Annotated in this window: 14 protein-coding genes and 1 pseudogene; 10 read left to right on the top strand and 5 right to left on the bottom strand. The window is 65.1% G+C overall.

The window, feature by feature from the left end; all coding sequences use genetic code 11:
• The first annotated feature begins 47 nt into the window (after window positions 1-47).
• Window positions 48-2,903 carry a DUF1156 domain-containing protein gene (locus HGB44_RS27260; RefSeq protein WP_210752244.1) on the top strand — a complete coding sequence of 952 codons (2,856 nt, stop codon included), beginning with the start codon at window positions 48-50 and terminating at the stop codon, window positions 2,901-2,903.
• Entirely contained in the window at window positions 2,903-6,310 is a 3,408-nt protein-coding gene (locus HGB44_RS27255; protein ID WP_061082585.1) for a Swt1 family HEPN domain-containing protein, read from the top strand. Before HGB44_RS27260 ends, HGB44_RS27255 begins: the two co-directional genes overlap by 1 nt.
• A gap of 209 nt (window positions 6,311-6,519) precedes the next feature.
• On the opposite strand, the gene HGB44_RS27250 is transcribed toward HGB44_RS27255, so the two are convergent.
• Window positions 6,520-6,861: a hypothetical protein gene (locus HGB44_RS27250; protein WP_061082586.1), complete on the bottom strand. Its 342-nt coding sequence runs from the start codon at window positions 6,859-6,861 to the stop codon at window positions 6,520-6,522.
• Between the two features lie 130 nt (window positions 6,862-6,991).
• Window positions 6,992-7,555, bottom strand: coding sequence for an ATP-binding protein (locus HGB44_RS27245; protein WP_061082587.1), 564 nt, complete (start codon window positions 7,553-7,555; stop codon window positions 6,992-6,994).
• Between the two features lie 235 nt (window positions 7,556-7,790).
• Here HGB44_RS27245 and HGB44_RS27240 point away from each other — a divergent pair, with 235 nt between their 5' ends.
• The 5 genes from HGB44_RS27240 to HGB44_RS27220 all read left to right on the top strand — a co-directional run bounded on the left by HGB44_RS27240 (window position 7,791) and on the right by HGB44_RS27220 (window position 12,711).
• Window positions 7,791-8,657, top strand: a complete 867-nt coding sequence (locus tag HGB44_RS27240; RefSeq protein ID WP_061082588.1) for a helix-turn-helix domain-containing protein — start codon at window positions 7,791-7,793, stop codon at window positions 8,655-8,657.
• Entirely contained in the window at window positions 8,650-8,901 is a 252-nt protein-coding gene (locus tag HGB44_RS27235; RefSeq protein ID WP_061082589.1) for a DUF397 domain-containing protein, read from the top strand. The genes HGB44_RS27240 and HGB44_RS27235 overlap by 8 nt, the downstream gene beginning before the upstream one ends.
• A 502-nt stretch (window positions 8,902-9,403) precedes the next feature.
• Window positions 9,404-9,673 carry a hypothetical protein gene (locus HGB44_RS27230; protein ID WP_061082590.1) on the top strand — a complete coding sequence of 90 codons (270 nt, stop codon included), beginning with the start codon at window positions 9,404-9,406 and terminating at the stop codon, window positions 9,671-9,673.
• Window positions 9,666-10,274 carry a DUF6879 family protein gene (locus tag HGB44_RS27225; protein ID WP_061082591.1) on the top strand — a complete coding sequence of 203 codons (609 nt, stop codon included), beginning with the start codon at window positions 9,666-9,668 and terminating at the stop codon, window positions 10,272-10,274. Before HGB44_RS27230 ends, HGB44_RS27225 begins: the two co-directional genes overlap by 8 nt.
• Before the next feature lie 64 nt (window positions 10,275-10,338).
• On the top strand, window positions 10,339-12,711 hold the full coding sequence (locus HGB44_RS27220) for an ATP-binding protein (RefSeq protein WP_061082592.1): 2,373 nt from the start codon (window positions 10,339-10,341) through the stop codon (window positions 12,709-12,711).
• A 33-nt stretch (window positions 12,712-12,744) separates the two neighbouring features.
• On the opposite strand, the pseudogene HGB44_RS27215 reads toward HGB44_RS27220, so the two are convergent.
• Both HGB44_RS27215 and HGB44_RS27210 read right to left on the bottom strand, forming a co-directional pair.
• Window positions 12,745-13,010: pseudogene (locus HGB44_RS27215) on the bottom strand (Scr1 family TA system antitoxin-like transcriptional regulator).
• A 144-nt stretch (window positions 13,011-13,154) separates the two neighbouring features.
• The gene (locus HGB44_RS27210) at window positions 13,155-13,391 is read right to left on the bottom strand and encodes a hypothetical protein (RefSeq protein ID WP_168444166.1); all 237 of its coding nucleotides are present in this window, start codon (window positions 13,389-13,391) and stop codon (window positions 13,155-13,157) included.
• On the opposite strand from HGB44_RS27210, the gene HGB44_RS27205 reads away from it, so the two are divergent.
• On the top strand, window positions 13,335-15,092 hold the full coding sequence (locus HGB44_RS27205; protein WP_061082593.1) for an AAA family ATPase: 1,758 nt from the start codon (window positions 13,335-13,337) through the stop codon (window positions 15,090-15,092). The genes HGB44_RS27210 and HGB44_RS27205 overlap by 57 nt on opposite strands.
• Before the next feature lie 122 nt (window positions 15,093-15,214).
• Here the strand turns inward: HGB44_RS27205 and HGB44_RS27200 are convergent, their stop codons facing one another.
• Entirely contained in the window at window positions 15,215-15,886 is a 672-nt protein-coding gene (locus HGB44_RS27200; protein ID WP_061082594.1) for a DUF429 domain-containing protein, read from the bottom strand.
• Between the two features lie 254 nt (window positions 15,887-16,140).
• On the opposite strand from HGB44_RS27200, the gene HGB44_RS27195 reads away from it, so the two are divergent.
• Both HGB44_RS27195 and HGB44_RS32560 read left to right on the top strand, forming a co-directional pair.
• Window positions 16,141-16,677, top strand: coding sequence for a hypothetical protein (locus HGB44_RS27195; RefSeq protein ID WP_168444167.1), 537 nt, complete (start codon window positions 16,141-16,143; stop codon window positions 16,675-16,677).
• Between the two features lie 338 nt (window positions 16,678-17,015).
• The gene (locus HGB44_RS32560; protein ID WP_267909143.1) at window positions 17,016-17,144 is read left to right on the top strand and encodes a hypothetical protein; all 129 of its coding nucleotides are present in this window, start codon (window positions 17,016-17,018) and stop codon (window positions 17,142-17,144) included.
• The last annotated feature ends 344 nt before the right edge of the window (window positions 17,145-17,488 follow it).

Here is a 17,488-nt window from a genome sequence, read left to right as displayed (position 1 = left end):
ATGTCCCCGCAGCATGGATCGAGCGTCTCGGCATCTAGATTGAACAGGTGAACAGCGCAGTGCACCCCGAAACACCAGAGGGTTCCGTCCCCCGACGTAAGCTCATCGAGGTGTCCCTCCCCCTGGAGGAGATCAACGCCGAGTCCGCCCGCGAGAAGTCCATTCGCCATGGACACCCCTCCACACTGCACCTGTGGTGGGCCCGTCGCCCTCTGGCCGCAGCCCGCGCCGTGCTGTTCGCTCAGCTCGTCGACGATCCGTCCTCACATCCCGAGCTGTTTCCCAGCGAGGAGGAACAGAAGGCGGAGCGTGAGCGCCTGCACGGGATCATCCGAGAACTGGTGGTGTGGGAGAACATCTCCGATGAGGGCCTGTACCGGAAAGCCCGCGAGGAGATCCTCAAGAGCACAGGGGGAAATCCACCTGCGATCCTGGACCCGTTCGCGGGTGGCGGCACGATCCCGTTGGAGGCCCAGCGTCTGGGCCTGGAGGCCCACGCCAGCGACCTCAACCCGGTTCCCGTACTGATCAACAAGGCCCTCATCGAGATCCCGCCGAAGTTTGCGGGACAGCCGCCCGTGTTCCCTGGGGCTGCGGAGAGTCGTCTGGGTTCGTGGCCTCGCGCCACGGGACTGGCAGAGGACGTACGTCGCTACGGCGCCTGGGTGCGCGAGCGAGCACTGGAGCGGATCGGGCACTTGTACCCCAAGGCGCAGGTGCCTGTGCTGGGGCCCGATGGCAAGCCCACAGGAAAGACCAACGAGGCGACCGTCATCGCGTGGATCTGGGCCCGGACAGTGGTCTGCCCGAACCCGGCGTGTGGCATCCGCATGCCCTTGGTGCGTTCCTGGTGGCTTGGCAAGAAAAAGGGCAAGGAGGCGTACGTCATCCCGACCGTGGTGGACAACGCCGCAGCGCCCGGCGGACGCCGTGTGGAGTTCAGTATCGGGCACGACCCAAAGCAGGCTCCAATAAAAACAGACGATGGAACCATGACAACGGGCAAGGGAGCCACTTGTGTCGCTTGCGGAGGGTTCGTCACTTTGGCTTTCATCCGCGCCGAAGGGGTTGCCAACCGAATTGGCACCCAACTGCTTTCCGTCGTTGCAGCAGGAAATCGTCGCCGAACTTACCTCACTCCCAGCAAAGACCACGCGCAGGCAGCAAATATCCCACAACCGATCAGCACACCAGCCGGTTCCGTTGCTGCGAACCCGCGATGGTTTTCCCCTCCCCAGTATGGCCTGAGCGAGTTTTCCGACCTGTTCACTAACCGCCAGCTCACTGCTCTGACGACATTTAGCGACCTCATCAATGAGGTGCGCAACAAAGTACTCGCAGACGCCACCGACCAAGGGCTCTCCCGAGGCGAACGTCTGACAGCGGGCGGCGCGGAAGCCGAGGCATACTCTGACGCTGTGGCGACGTATCTCGGCATGGCGTTGAGCCGGACAACAGATCTGAATAACTCAATCGTCACCTGGTCAAGCGGACGTGACCAAGCAAGGAATCTGTTCGCGCGTCAAGCAATCCCGATGGCTTGGGATTTTGTCGAGGTGTCTCCATTTGCGCGAGCCGCAGGTGACATTTCAATTGCAACTGAAAGCCAAGCAGAAGCGCTCGAAAATCTATCAGCAAGTCTTTCCGGGAAAACTTCTCAAGACGATGCTGCTAGCCGCGACTACACAGGCCTCCTAATCGCCACCGACCCACCATATTACGACAACATCGGATACTCCGACCTGTCCGATTTCTTTTACGTTTGGCTCCGGCGTGCACTTCGGAAAATCCATCCCGACCTATTCGGAACGATGCTCGTGCCAAAGAATGAAGAGCTCGTCGCCAACCCCTATCGCCATGGCGACAAGGCACACGCCGAGAGATTCTTCAAGGATGGGTTTGAGAACGTCTTCGCACACGCTCGGAAGACAGCCTCATCGGACTATCCAATCACCGTCTTCTACGCTTTCAAACAAGCCGAACTGGAGAAGGAAGGAGTCGCCTCCACAGGGTGGTCCACCTTCTTGGAGGGCATGGTGCGTAACGGCTGGACCATCACCGCGACATGGCCTGTTCGCTCGGAGCGCGGAGGTCGCATGATTTCCGTCGGCACGAACGCACTCGCCTCGTCGATCGTGTTGGCTCTCCGTCCTCGCGAGAAGACCGCTCCGGCAACGGACCGTGCAGGGTTCCTGACCGCGCTCTACACGGAGCTGGAGGAGGCACTACCACGTATCCGTGAGGGCGCCATCGCCCCAGCGGACTTGAGGCAGACGATCCTCGGTCCTGGCATGGCCGTGTACTCCCGTTTCTCCCGAGTCTTGGAGGACGACGGCTCTACAATGCCAGTCAAGACCGCGCTGGCGCTAATCAACCAGACGTTCGACGCCCTACAGAACGAGCATGACGCGGAACTGGATGCCGATACCCGGTTCTGCCTGGACTGGTTCCGTTCCTATGGTTGGAACACTCGCCCGTTTGGTGATGCTGAATCGCTGGCGGTCCCACTTGGTCTGTCTGTGGACGGGATCGCTCGCGGCGGGACCCTCACTTCCGGTGGTGGCAAGGTGGCACTGATCAAGCCACAGGATCTTGATCCCCAGTGGGACCCAGCCCACGATGATCGTTTGTCACTGTGGGAGGTCACCTGTCACCTAGCACGCGCGTACGCGACCGAAGGACGTGAAGATGCTGCCAGGCTCATGGCAGGGGTGAAGGGGAAGGTGAACCTGGACGAGGTCAACCGCCTGGCCACCCGTCTGTACGAACTCATGGAGTCTCAAGACGCCTCGACCGCTGGCCTATTCAACGGGCTCGGTGGTGCGTGGGCCGAAGTCTCCGCGACCTCGACCACGATCCGCCCTGCCCCTGTGGCGGAGATGCTCTTCGGGGAGGACCTCTGATGGCGCTGACGAACAACGAGAAAGTACTGCGCGGCCTCGACCAGTTGCTTGAGGGCATCCGTCCGTGGGTCGACATGCGGATGTCTGCCCAGGCTCCCGCCGGTAAGACCTGGATCGATCTAATCACCGCCGAGGACACCGCGAAGTTCGGTTCCCCCAAGACCTATTCGCAGGACGACGTGCGGTTCCTGCTGCGCATGATCACCGAAAAGTGGAGGACCTTCGAGAAGGACCTCTCACGTCCACAGTCGGCGTTGGCCTCCGAGCTACGGGACACGGCGAACTCGGTCCACCACGGGCACAAGTTCTCCTCAGACGACACCTACCGTGCTCTGGACACGATCGAGCGCCTGCTGACGGTGATCGGTGCGGGGGACGAAGCTGACGCGGTCGCGAAGATGCGCATGGAGCACCAGCGGGAGGTCTACGAGAAGCAGACCCGCAACCGGCTGATGCGCGAGTCTCAGACGGTCAAGGTCGCTGGTATGCAGGCTGGCACCACGATCAAGCCGTGGCGTGACGTCATCCGCCCGCACGCTGACGTGCTTCGCGGGCAGTTCTCCGCTGCGGAGTTCGCCGCCGATTTGCACGCGGTAGCCCATGGCCACGCCACCGCGACGGAGTATCTAGACCCACATGAGTTCTTCGTCCGCACCTACCTGACCAGTGGCCTGTCCGATCTACTGACCCGTGCGCTCAAGCGTCTTTCCGGAGACGCCGGAGCAAGCCCGGTGATCAACCTGCAAACTCAGTTCGGTGGTGGTAAGACCCACTCAATGCTGGCCCTCTACCATCTTTTCTCAGCAGGCTTGGACGCGAGCAAGCTGCCCCAAGCGGTTCAGGACGTCATCCATACCTCCCTGCCCACAGCCCAAGGCGACCCTCTGAGATCGCTGGACGCGAAGCGGGTCACCCTGGTGGGAACAAAACTGTCCCCGAGCCAGCCAATCGTCAAGGACGACGGCACGCAGGTACGCACCCTCTGGGGGGAGCTGGCCTGGCAGCTCGGTGGCCGCGAGGCGTTTGACCGCGTCGCGATGGCGGACGCTTCCGGTACCGATCCGGGGGACGCGCTCGACGCCCTCGTGCGTGACATCACCGCTGAAGGTCAGAGCGTGCTGATCCTGATCGACGAGTGGGTGGCTTACGCCCGCCAGCTTCTGGGGCGCGACGACCTGCCCGGCGGATCCTTCGCTACGCAGAACACCTTCGCCCAACACTTGACCGAGATGGCCAAGTCCACCCCAGGTGTCATGCTCGTCGTGTCCATCCCTGCTTCCGACTCCCTGGACAACGGTGGCGGTGGCTCGGCGCTGGAGGTGGGCGGCCACAACGGGCACGTCGCCCTGGAAGCCCTTCAGCAGGTTATCGGTCGTAACGCCGACGACTGGCGACCGGCCAACAACGTGGAGTCCTTCGAGATCGTGCGGCGGCGTCTGTTCGAGGAGCCCGATGCCGTCGCCCTGGCGGACATCTCCGCAGTGGCCAAGCAGTACGTGAAGTACTACCAGGACAACACCGGGTTCTTCCCCCGCGAGACGACCACCGGCGAGTACGAGCAACGTATCCGTGCGGCATACCCGATTCACCCGGAGCTCTTCGACCGCCTCTACGAGGACTGGTCCACGCTGCCAAAGTTCCAGAGAACTCGCGGTGTGCTGCGATTGATGAGCGTGGTCATCCACGCGTTGTGGATCACCCGTGACACCACACCGCTCATCACACCTGGCGCGGTGCCCATCGACGACACCCAGGTCTTCAGCGAGATCACCAAGTATCTTGATGACAACTGGAAGCCGGTGGTGGACAAGGACGTCGACGGCGAAGGGTCCACACCGGTCCAGATCGATCACGAACGTCCGTCGTTCGGACAGCAAGCCCTCACACGACGTATCGCCCGGTCGGTCTTCATCGCGACCGTCCCGACACTGCGCTCGGCACACAAGGGCGTGGACATCCAGCGGCTACGTCTGGGGACCGCGGTGCCCGGCGATGTCATCAACCACATCGGGGATGCCCGCGCCCTGCTGGGGCAGCGTGGCACATACTTCTACGAAGACGGCGACCGCTCCTGGTACGACCTGGCCGCCTCGGTCTCCCGCGTGGCCACCGACCGCGCGGCGGGCTACAGCGAGGCCGATGTTCATGCCCTGATCGTCGACCGGATCAAGTCCGTGGCAAAGGAGCCCAAGGCTTCCTTCAGCGCCGTGCACACTGCTGTTCTCGACACCGGGGACGTCCCCGACTCCGACGTGTTGAAGCTCGTGGTCCTGCACCCGAAGTTTACCTGGGGCAAGGACACCTCCACAGCCGCCGACTTCGCCGAAGGTCTCCTGAGAGAGGCGGGCAGGGGCCAACGGCAGCGCCGCAACATGCTGGTCATGATCGCCGCTGACCGCGATGTCTACCCCGAGCTCGAAGGAATAGCGCGCGAGTATCGGGCCTGGACGTCCATCGCCGGCGAGGCTGAGGAGCTCGGTCTCAGCCCTCAACAGCGCAAACAGTCTGTCACCCGGGCCCGCCAGTTGGACACGGCCGTGGACGACCGTGTCCGTGCCGCCTTCACCGCGGCCCTGGTCCCGGTCGAACAGCCCGGTCAGAAGCCGACGCTCTCCTTCGTCCGTGTCGCCAGGGAGGGCGGCTCCCTGGCCGATCGCGTCACCGCCGCGCTCAAGGCCAAGGGCTGGATCACCCCTGCGCTCGGGACCACGCTCGTACGCATGGCGCTCGACGGGCCCCTGATCAACGCATGGAACAAGGGGCACGTGCGGTTCGGGGACCTGTGGTCCTGGTACACCCAGTACCCCTACCTGAAGCGCCTGCCTAACCGGCAGGTCCTCGAACAGGCGGTGCTCGGTACCACTGACGTCCTCCTGTGGCAACAGGACGCCTTCGCCATCGCCGACGGCTACGACGAGGCCACCGGCCGGTACGTGAATCTCTGGGTCCACGGTGACAAGCCCGAGCCCACATTCGTCACCGACGACACGCTCCTCGTCCAGCCCGCACGAGCGGTTACCCAACACGCACAGGACGCTGCCGAGGCTGAGGATGCCGTCCCTGCGAGTGGAGGTAATGGCAACGACGACGTGACCCAACCCTCTACTCCCACTCCTGTGGCTCCTGACCCGGTCACCGGCTCCCAACCCACGACTCCGCCAGCCAAGGAGGTCCGGCGCAGGTTCTGGGGCGTTAAGGACCTCAATCCCAACCGTCCCGGTATCGACTTCGCCAACATCCAGCAGGAAGTCCTCGCACATCTTGAAGCCGCCGACGGGGTCCAGCTCCACGTCAAGATCGAGATCGAAGCAACCGCCCACGACGGGTTCACCGAACAGCAGATGCGCACTATCCGGGAGAATGCCGCTCAACTGAAGTTCGAAGACAGCGGTTTCGAGGAGAACTGAGTCCGGCTTGACCATCCGCGCTGGTGCTCTGCGGCTCTGGGTGTGGCTGTTGGCGTGCCCTGGCCTGTTTTCGCTACCCAAGAGGGTACGAGTAAGGCCAGGGCGCGCCACTGCCATTCAGACCTGGCCGAGACGCGGTGCCACTGGCTCCGTTTGGTGGGAACCCATAGGAGACTGACCAGCACCGCGATGCTTCGGGCCAGTCGGCGTCAGGCAAACACCGGTGTCAGGAGGCGGGCGAGGGTTCCGATGTCGGGAACCTCGGTCAGGCCGGTGGAGGAGGCGACCCAGTACGACCCCGTCCTCTCCCCGTACCAGATCACCAGGTGCCGGTTCCGGGCCTGGAAAGCGGCGGCGAGGGCGTGTTCGCGCTGGTACTCAGCCAGGTGTCCGCCCAGGCGGGGCAGGCGCGCGGCCCGCCGTCGACGGCACGAGGGGTGCTCACAGGACGGGCAGAACGGGCCGACCAGCGGGTGTCGCCGGGGCAGCGGCGGGAGGGAGCGGTGCAGCGGGTCGCTGGAGGGCCGGGGTACGGGGATAGGATGCGTCACTGATCCTGTTTCCTTACATCTCGCAGTGTGTGGATTTTGGGATTGGAGGGCCCGGGAAGAGCGTTGCCGCGCTCTCCTGGGCCCGTTTCAGTACAGAGGCACTGACGTCGTGGGCGTGATGAGCCGCGCTCTACACGGCGGTGTTCCAGAGGTTGTCGGTCAGGTCGGAGGCCAGGAAGAACCACACCTGTCGGTGGTCAGGGATGCCGTTGTCGCCCCATGAGGTGGCCAGGGCGTTGATCAGTGCTAGACCGCGCCCGGACTCGGCGGTCAGGTCCAGCCCGTTCGGGCGGGGACGCAGGTACGAACGCCGATCGCACTCGGCCTGCTCACCGTCGCGCGCGCCCTGGTCGCGACAGGTCAGCTTCAGTCCGCCGTCGCGCCGCTCGCACTTGAGGGTGTAGGTGCCGTAGGGCTCGCCCGAGCGGCTGTGCTCTACGGCGTTGTTCGCGAGCTCGGATCCGAGCAGGGTGAACAGGTAGCGGTAGTCCTCGGACCGGGTGGCAGCACAGGTGTTCAGGAAGGCGCGCACCAGCGGCAGGTACTGGACAGAACCACCGAAGGAGTAGCAACGCGCCTTGTAGTTGCGGATGTCGGCGTCGCCGGTGAAGTAGTGGCGGCAGCGCTGCGGCACCAGCTCTCCGAGCGGGTCGGTCACCTCGGGCAGGTAGGCCAGGGATGCGGTTGCGGGCATGACGAACAGACTCCTTGCATGTGTGGAGCGACAACGGGGGTTCGGTGTGCCCGCAGGAGTGGGTCCTTCGCGTTTCCCCAGTACAGGGAATGGGCACGGCGTAGCCTGACCAACGCGGCTTCTGCGACCCTCTGTGAGGATCCGGTCACCGACTACACCTCCATCATGCTCTGCGATATACATCCTGTCAACGAGAAAACTCGATATACGAAGAAGATCTGAGTAGGCTGCCCCTATGCACCATCCGATCAGCCCCACCGTGCGTCGACGGAGGCTTGCCCGAGAGCTCCGCCGTCTGCGCGAGGATCGCGGCCTCAAGCTCTCCGTGGCCGCCAAGGAAGCGTCCGTCCCCCAGTCCACGCTGAGCAACATCGAGGCTGCCGAAGCTCGCCGTATCAAGCCGCGAGACATCGATGCGCTCGCTGACCTCTACGAGGCCTCCGCCAACGTGCGGGCTGCCCTTCAGGATCTGGCTCAGGAGTCAAAGGAGAAGGGCTGGTGGTCGAAGTACAGGGACGTGTTCGGCGGCAACGCCCTACCTGACTTCGAAGTTGAGGCCTCGATGATGCGATCGTTCGAATGTCAGGTAGTTCCAGGACTGTTGCAGACGCCGGAGTACGCCAAAGCCGTCTTTCAAGGAGGAGGCGCTTATACAGACGAAGAGGTCAGACGCAACGTTGACGCGCGTATCCAGCGCCAGCACGTCCTGTCGAGACACAACCCGCCGCACCTGTGGACAGTCATCGATGAAGCTGCCCTCCACCGCCAGCCAGGCGGCACAGAAACCATGCGTGGACAGCTACAGCACCTGCTCCACATGGCGATGCGTCACAACGTCGTCATTCAGGTGCTGCCGTTCAGTGCCGGGATGCACGCCGCGCTGTCCGGATCGTTCGTTCTTCTGGACTTCCCCAGCGAGCCCGACCCGAGCATCGTCTACACCGAGACATCTACGGATAGCCTGTTTGTGCAAGAAAGTGCATCTCTGCAACGCTATGTGACAGTCTTTTCGCACCTCAACGCATCCGCTCTCCGACCTTCGGAAAGCGTTCAGTTCCTACAGCAGATCCTGGAGTCCAACGAACAGCATGTCCATGAATGACGGCTTGAACTTCTTCAAGTCCAGCTACAGCGGTGACCGCATCAACTGTGTGGAGGTCGCCCACATCCCCACGGGCTTCCGGAAGAGCAGTTACAGCGCACACGGCCAGAACTGCGTCGAGATCGCCGACCTGCCCTGCGGCGCGGCCGTCCGGGACTCCAAGCACCCCACCCACGGCCACCTCCCCTTCCCCGCCACCGAGTGGGACGCCTTCCTCACCTCCGCCCGTACCTCCCAGAGCTGACCTCGGCGACACGTGGTGGTCGATGGGTATAGCATCCCGTCGACCACCACACTGCTTCTTGCTGCGGTTCCCACTCGACCATCGGCTGCCCTGGCCTGTTCCGCCCTCGCCCTCGCCTTTCGACGAGCCTTCAGGCTGGGATCGGCCAGCGGCGCCAGCACCCTCGCCAGCTTCGCCCAGACCCGAAACCTGAGCACATAGGTGACCGAGGACCCTTGCGCTCGCTTTTCTCGAAGTAGCAGTCCGAACGCCACCGAAGGAAGCCAGACAAACCACCACCGTCCTCACTGCACATCAGCACGCAGCACCGGCATCAAATACCACGTCATCCGCATAATTCACTGGCATAGCCGCATCTTTCCGGCAAGGGTTCCAGCACCCGCTCCGACCCATGTCGGCTTCGCTGCCGAGAACGAATAGCCAGCCCGGATCAACGCGACCGTCGTGATATTTTCCTCGCACGCGCTCACCCCCGATTCCAGGAGCGCGTGGGAGGGCCACCATGACACGTCCCTGGGAAGCGGACCCGTCCGCTGACATGGCACGGAGGCTGGGCAGGTCTCCGGCCGAACTGGGCAACACCGACAGAGCCAGCGGTTGTCCCGACATCTGGGAACTCGACAACGGCGACATCGCCGTGATCGGGCGCGACCTGACCGACGCCTACACGGAACGTCTGCCGCCGGGTGCCACCATCGCAGAGGACGAGCGTCTGGTCATCATCCCCCGCAACACCCTGATATCAGCGAAAGCGGACATCCCTGATGCTTGACACCATCGACGGCCTTTCCGGTGACCGGCTGGAGCTCGGTCCCTATCTCGACGACTTCGACGGGCGTCTGGCATCGCTCAGGAACACCGATGTATGGAAGCTCGAACGGCGACAGGTCTTCCACCAGCCGGAAAGTGACAGTTGGATGGCGTTCCGGGAGGGACGCCGCGATGAGTCCCTCCGGCTTCTGGAGAACAAGCGCTCCTCCTTGCGGGAGGAATTCGCCGAACTCGCCCGAGCGGGATGCGTGCTGCGACGAACCCGCGTCGTGGAGAAGCCTTTCACGACGTATCTGCTGTGGGAACTGCACTCCCTCCATCTGCGGGCCCAGTGCGGCGAGGACGTGCGGATCGTCTCCCCCGAACCCCTCGCGGCGTGGGAGCACAGGGGCCAGGTACCGGAGATCGTCGGGCTCGGCGACGAGGTGGCGTACAGGATCCGGTACGACGACCAGGGCGTTCTCCGAGGCGGAGTCCGGTTCACCGACCACGCCACCACCACACGGTGCCGCGCCGAGATCGCCGCGCTCCACGAGACCGGTGAGGACCTGAAGCGCTACTTCCCGCGCGAGGTCGAGGGGGCCGCGCTCAGCCGTGACTGACCGCAGGCCCTCCGAACCCGGTGAGGAACCCGACGAGCGACCCGGTACCAGTGCCGGTGCACGGATGGGCGCGGTCGCGGGCCGCGCGGTGCAGGCGCGGGACGTCCGAGGCGGGGTGCACTTCCACGGCCAGGGGCCAACGGCGCACTCCGCTCCCGTACCCGGGCAGCTCCCCGGTGACGTGCACGGATTCGTGAACCGGGTGGGCGAACTGGAGGTGCTCAGCACCCATCTGCGCGCTGAGGACTCCGCCGCCGGCCCTGAGGCTCCCGTTCATGTCATCACCGGCACGGCCGGTGTCGGCAAGACCGCTCTGGCCCTGCACTGGGCCCACCGGGTGCGCGACCGCTTTCCCGACGGCCAGCTCTACGTGGATCTGCGCGGATACGGGACCGGCCCGCGGGTCGAACCGGATCAGGCGCTGGAACGCTTCGTCCGCGCCTTCGGGGTGCCCGCGGACGCCGTACCCGCGGACGTCGACAGCCGCTCCGCCCTCTACCGCTCCCTCCTGGCCGAACGGCGCGTGCTCGTCGTCCTCGACAACGCGGCGACCGCGGCGCAGGTACGCCCGCTGCTGCCCGGGTCCTCGGCGTGCGTCGTATTGGTCACCAGCCGGGACCGGCTGTCCGGGTTGGTCGCCCGGGACGGAGCGCGGCGCCTCACCGTGCGTACGTTGGAGCCGGCGGAGGCCGTGGAGCTCCTCGAACACGTCACCGAAGACCACCGGCCGCGCGATGAGCCACACGAGATCGCCGAGTTGGCCCGTCTGTGCGGAGAGCTGCCCCTTGCCCTGCGCATCGCCGCCGAACGGGCCGCCGGACGACCCCACATGCCCTTGGCGGAGCTGATCCAGGACCTGCGGGACGAGTCCGCTCTCTGGGACGCCCTCGCCACCGACGAGGAGGAGGAAGCCGACGCGGTCCGCACCGTCTTCGCCTGGTCCTACCGGGCCCTGCCGGGGGAGACCGCACGCCTGTTCCGGCTGCTCGGGCTGCATCCCGGCCACGACTTCGACGTAGGCTCCGCGGCTGTCCTCAGCGGTCTGCCGGTCCGGCGGGCACGGCGCGTCCTGGACATGCTCGTGGGCGCGCACCTGGTGGAACAGACCGGCCCGGACCGGTACCGCTTCCACGACCTCCTGCGTTCCTACGCGCTGGACCAGGCGCGTCGCGAGGAGCCACCGGAGAGTCGACAGGAGGCTCTGGGGCGCCTGCTGAGTTGGTACCTGCGCACCGCTGACGCCGCCGCCAGGGCGGTGGACTCACCACTGCGGCAGCTGGAGCCGGACTCAGGCCCGATCGAGAGTGCTGCCGGTGGTATTCGCGAGTTCACCGACAACGCGGACGCGGTCCGATGGTTCGAGGCCGAGAGCAGGAACCTGGTCGCCATGGCCGAGGCCGCCGCCGGGGCGGAGATGGACGCGATCGCCTGGCGCCTACCGGTCGTACTGAGACACGTCTACGTGTACCGAACACCCATGAGCGCCTGGATCGCCACGACCCTCCTCGGGCTCGGTGCGGCCCGGCGGGAGCGGGAGCACGCGGCCGAAGCGGACCTCCTGGAGAGTCTGGGGATGGCGTACGTACAGTCCCACCGCATGCGGGAGGGCATCACGCACCATCGGCAGGCCCTTCGGTTACGGCGGGAGCTGGGCGATGAGCTCGGGGAGGCCATGTCGCTCAACGCGCTGGGGCTGGCGCACCTGCGCGAGCACCGGCTCGACGAGGCGCGCGAGGACTTCGAACGCTCACTCGGAATCGCCCGGCGTCTGGGCGAGCGGCGTTGGGCGGGAATCGCGCTCGGCAACCTGGCGGACGCGCTGCTTGACTCGGGAGATCCTCGTGCATCAGTGGCCCTGGCCGAGGAAGCCGTCGCGATACACCGCGAGACCGGCAACAGGATGAGCGAGTTCGCCTGCCTGGCCTGTCTGGGCGCGGCATGGCGGGAACTGGGCTCGACCGACCGCGCGCTGTCCTACGGGCGGCGTGCCCTCGATGTCGCCCGGGAACTGGACAACCCGGTCCGGGAGGGGTTCGCGCTCCTGGAGCTCGGTAGGGCCCAAACGCTGCTCGGCCAACCGGAGGAGGCCCTGGCGAGTTTCCATGAGGCAGCCGCACTGCACCGCCCGATCGGCGACCACGTGCGCGAAGCCGCGTCCTTCGAGGGTGCGGGTGAGGTCTACGAGTCACTCGGACGCCTGGCCGAGGCAGCACAGTTCTTCCGCCAGGCGATAGGCGGATACCGCAGGGGCAAGGCCCGCTGGAACCTCGCGGTATGCCTTGACCGCCTGGCCGCCGTGGTGTCCCGGAACGGCGAAACGGAGGCGGCACGCGGACACTGGCGCGAAGTACTGGAAGCCCTGTCGGACCTGGCTGATCCCAGAGCCGAGCACCTACGTGAGACGGTCACCGGACACCTCGGTGACGCGAACGGCTGAGGTCCTTCGAGGGCAGCGGACCGCACGCGTGGGTCAAGCACGGCCCGGCATCCCGCGCATGATGTCTTCGGCCTGCTCGGCCATCACTTCGGGCGAACCGGCCTGCCACCGGAGCGCCCCTTCGGGCACGATCACGCGGTGCTGAGTCGGCCCCTGGAACAGCCCTGACGCCTTTCCTGCCGGGCCTCGATGGACGCCTCCGTCTCCTCGGCGGAGACCTTGTCCCAAGGGTCCTCGAAGACGCACCGCGTGTACTCGAGGGTCCGGAGAACCCCCGAGAAAAGGTCAACTCCGATCACTGGATATGGGACAACGTACGGCTCTTCAGCGCCGACTACGTCCGCCGGAGTCTGCGATTCGATGTCGAGGGCTCAGACACCGGCGCACCAGCGCTGATGTATCTGGGCGAGCTCAGCATCGAACTCAAGGAACGCCGGGAGGCGTCACAGCAACGCATCGAGGAACTCGGCCCCCAGATCAAGGGCCTCCAGAAGTGAAGGAACCGGTAGCAGCGCAAACGGGAGGAACTCTGCCGCGGCATAGGTCGGCGGGCCAACAAGGAATTCTTCTCCGCGAACGACCGTTTCAGCCGTGCCTTCAACCGCAGCCAGGTCGAGAAGGCGTTGGAAGGCCACCGAACCACCCTGGAGGACCTCGACCGGTGTGAGGAGCAGGACCACGCTCTGATTCACGGCCCCGCGTGGAAGCCCGTAGGCGTAACGGCTCAGGCCGACCCGTCGATCCGGGAGCTGCACGGTCGGCTCACCGATCTACTGGCGCGCACGGTGACATCCGAGGTGATCTCGCACTTCGCGGCCAACCAGGCCCACAGTGACTGGGTACGCGACGGCCTGGCTCTGCACGCCGACCGCGACACTTGCCTGTTCTGCGAGTCCCCGGTCGGGAAGGAGCGCAGGCACAGGCTAGAGCGCCACTTCGACGAAAGCTACACCCGGCTGCAGAATGACATCGGCGCGTTGGAACAGGAGATCGGCCGTCTCCGACAGCAGTTCGGCGGTCTTACCACCGAACTGCCCGCCGGGGAACAGCTCTTCGAGCACCTCCGGGAGCGGTACGGCGACGTGGTGAAGAAGGTCCGGTCCGGTACCGACGACCTTCTGCTGAGCCTGGACCGGTTCGAGCAAGTCCTGGGGGAGAAGAAGGGCGCGATGTTCACCGCACTCGCGGTGCCTGCCGACGTGGAGACGCTCACCGTGGACCTCGGTGAACTACACGGGATCCTCGACGAGCACGACCGGGGTACGCGCACACGCGACCTGGACCGCTCCCAGGCGGCAGAGCGCGAGTTCCAGCGCATGCTGCACGGGATCGAGGAGACCTGGCGGGACCACCACTCCCAGGAGGAGTCACTCGGTACCGAGATCAAGAACCTCCAGGACTTCCTGGCCGAATGCCAGGAAGTCCTTCGGGAGACCCCGCGGGAAGGGCCGGACCCCCACCACTTCCTCTCCCTGCTCAACCTCGACATCCGCAGCCTTCTCCAACACGGGGAACTCACCTTCGACTACGAGGACGGGCACTACCAGGTCATGCGTTCCGGCAGTCCCGCCCGCAACCTCAGTGAGGGCGAGAAGACCGCGATCGCACTGCTCTACTTCCTCCAGAGCCTGGTGGAGCACGGTCGGGAGCTGAAGCAGACCATCGTCGTGGTGGACGACCCGGTCTCCAGTCTGGACGACCACCTCATGTTCGGCGTCTACTCCACCCTGGCCACCCGGTTGGAGCCGGGGAAACTCTGCCGTCAACTGTTCGTCCTCACGCACAGCACCCAGTTCCTGCGGCACTGGTCCCGCGACCTCCTCAGGGGAGCGCCTGATGTTCGACGGGCCCACGCCACACTGCACTTCATGAAGTCCGTGGACCGCCCCGACCGGGACGGCTCAGGAGCCGTACGCCAGCCCGTCCTGTACCCGGTCGACCTGGAGAGCCCGGTCGCGACGATTCTCGGCGCCGAATACCTGCTGCTCTTCTATCGGGCCGCTTGGGATCTGCTGGAGGCCACCCAGGGAACCTGTGTGGACGCCGACATTCGGCTCGCCACGTCCACACCCAACGACGCACGCAGGCTTCTGGAGTACTTCCTGCAGTTCAAGGCCCCCAAACAGGCGACGGATCTCACGGGGGCGGTCACATACGTGCTGCGGAAGGATCTCGTCCGTGCCGACCGTCTGGTGAATTTCCTGCACCCTCACTGCCACAGCACGTTCGGCGAGGGTGACGGGCAGATCCTCGACTTCAGGGGCCGCGAGATCATCTCCGACGTCTTCGCCTTGATGCGTGAGTGCGACAGGGACCACTTCGGGGGCGTGTGTCATCGACTGGGGCTGACGAAGTACATGGACCGGCTTGTCTCCGTGTAACCGGTGGTCTCGGCCACCGCTGGTGCTGGTTCAGCGAGGCCGCCTCGCTGAACCGGCTTCCGGATGTCCCGCAGGACAGTGGGGCGGTCACGGATCTCCCACCGGGCAGCAGGCAGGACGGGTCAGTACCAGATCGCGATCGGCTCCCCTTGTTCGTCGCGTTCTGGGGGGTCGGGACAGGACACGGCCTGGCCAGTGGCGATCCGATACGCGGTCCAGGCCGCGACAGCGGCGTCCAGGACGTCATCGACCGCCACCTTCCCGCCCGGGCCGAGGTCCTCGGGAAGGCGGATTCCGGCCTCGGCGAGGAGGCGATCGCGAAGCCTCTGCCCGTTCCAGGTCTTCTTGGAAAAGGCCAGCGGTCGTCCAGCCATGGTGCGGAACGACAGTTCGGGGTGGACCTCGTACAGGCGGTGCGCACCGGCGCGTCTGAGGGCATCGGCCTCAAGGACCTTGGGAAACAGGGAGTACGTCTGACGGGGGAGCCTCTGGCCCACGACCTCCTCGCACAACGCGCTGGCCGCCTCCCAACCGACGGTCTCCACCACACTCCTCGGCGGGATCCGGAAAACGGTGCTCGCGAGCGGCCCGAGCATCCCGCGCACGCGCAGATCGCACTCGCGCCAACCGCTCCCCACCAAGCCCAGGGGGACATCCACGGTCACGGCCTCGGCCGCGGCCACGTCGACGGCCTCCTCCAGGCTCGGGCACACCCGGACCCGGTGGAACATGCCGTCGACCAGGTGGACCGTCACCCAGCCCTTCCTGCATCCATCGACACCGACGACCTCCATGCACACATCCTCACACCGCTGCGTCGACGAAGGAAAGGCCTCCAGGAAAGATGAAAGGCGGCGGAGCGCGCCCACTTCATCTGGCCCGAACGCCATTCGACTACTTTTCGCAATACCAATGCCACGAAGAGCGAATTCTGCGAAAAGCCAGAAATGGTCCCCCTGTACCTGGTTGACTGCTCTCCACCTCCCCGCGCACCCCTCCCAGGGGTGATCCCTACCTCCCATCCCGTGGACAAGGCGGTCCGAGCACCGTGCAAGACGACATCTTCACGTCCCGTTCCGGCACACCGGAAGACATTCTCACCGCGCAACTCAGCGCGCTCGTCGCCCCGCTCGCGAAGAACAGCAACGCGGTCATCGACGATCCAGGACTCCTCGACGTGGCCAGAGCGGTCTTCGCCGCCTACGCCAGCACACCGACGGTCGACGGGCTGACCATGCGCGAACTGCGCGCGGCCTGCGCCCACGTGTGCGATGACGACGCCGTCTTCGAGCAGCGCTTCCACACCTTCCAGGTGCTGCGTATGCTCCTGCCTGCGTTCGAGAAGAAGTACGAGCAGCGCTACATCCTCCACCCCATCAGCATGGTCGGGATGCACGTGACCTCAGGGTCTGCGAACGGGGCGGGATCGGTGAACTCATCGCCCTGTTGGACCACACACGATCGGCGATCGAACACCACGGGGCCAACGAGGACGACGTCCCCGGGAGGCCCTGCTGAAGAGTCGGCGCATCCTCACCATCATCGCCAACCACCTGCACGTCCTCGTGGAGACGCGAACCCTTGACGAGCTCATCGTCGAGCGGCGCCAGCACGAACACCCGGGTCTGATGGAGCACGTGCAGGCGTTGAGCTTCGTCATTCTCGGGGGCAGGTCGTCACCCTACGCAAAGGCCAGGGATTCCTCGACCGACACCATGACGGTGGCGACCAACAAACATCTCCGGATGCTCCGTGTTATGCGCACGTATCTCCCGTCCCTCCTCCGCGTAGTGGTCGCTTTCGGTCCGGCCCTCGCCGATCAGTCCACGTTCCGCCGCGAGCACGAACTCGGTGCGAGCGAAGCCTACCCGGATGGCAGCGATCGGACCGAAGGGCCGATCCTCCCAGTCCAGCGTCATGTGCGTGAGCAGACTGACGGAGTCGTGGCTGTCCCACTCCATGCCCAGCCGCGCACGCATCCGGGCGCGCCCACCAGGAGCACGCATCCTGAGGATCAAGCTCCATGAGCCCCTCCGGGGAGAGCACGAGTAGGTTCCTGGCTGCGGTGTCGTAGCAGTGCAGCGCCCATTGCGGATCACCCTGGTCCTTGAACTCTTCCGCGAGTGCGAGCTCGCCCTGAAGGTCACCGGGGGCCGTGTATCGGGATCGAGTGTGGGAAGGATCGAAGAAAGCGAAGCCGTCTGCGTCGGTCATGCCTTCACGTTAAGGAAGCAGGACCCGGCGAGTGGGGCATTCGACGAATGTGCCCACTCACTGAACTTTAATTTGTGGGGTTACCGTTCTTGACAAGCAGCCCCGCCGGAGTATCCCGAAGGTATGAGGTATTCCACCGGCGGCGGGCTGACCGCCGCAGAACGCCAGCGACGCGAGGCGGT

The sequence above is a fragment of the Nocardiopsis alborubida genome (genome assembly GCF_012396365.1).
Lineage (GTDB): Bacteria > Actinomycetota > Actinomycetes > Streptosporangiales > Streptosporangiaceae > Nocardiopsis > Nocardiopsis alborubida.
The sequence above is the reverse complement of the archived record's forward strand: the minus strand, read 5'-3'. Positions and strand labels throughout refer to the sequence as shown.